At 69.6% G+C, this 316-nt stretch carries 1 protein-coding gene; it reads left to right on the top strand.

All coding sequences use genetic code 11. The features are described from left to right. Positions 1-199: hypothetical protein (locus H2O73_RS23675; RefSeq protein ID WP_220457717.1), on the top strand; the 199-nt coding region annotated here is incomplete at its 5' end. Between the last annotated feature and the right edge of the window lie 117 nt (positions 200-316).

Below are 316 nucleotides of genomic sequence, written 5' to 3'. Positions count from 1 at the left end.
CCCCGGGGCGCAGGACCGCGCGCTGGCCAATGGGGCCATGGCCCAGACCGGCAATATCGGCAACACGCTGGGCACGCCGGTCCTGTTCGCGCTGGCGAGCCTGGGCGGGCACGGGGTGATGATGGCGACGCTCTGCGCGCTGTTGCTGGCGGGGGCGGCGGCCCATTGGGGGCTGCACCTGGCGCGACGCGCCGCCTGAGGCGCAGCGCTGTGCGTCCGTTCCCCCTTCGTTCGCGTTTTTCGATTGGAGACTCGCACGCCAACCCCTATGTGTGAGGGAACCGTTAACATGAGGCCCCCATGCCGGAGTTGAAGA

Origin of the sequence: Vibrio marinisediminis (assembly GCF_014050145.1) — a bacterium.
GTDB lineage: Bacteria > Pseudomonadota > Gammaproteobacteria > Enterobacterales > Vibrionaceae > Vibrio > Vibrio marinisediminis.
Note: the sequence above shows the minus strand (reverse complement) of the source record. Positions and strands in the feature narration are given on the sequence as shown.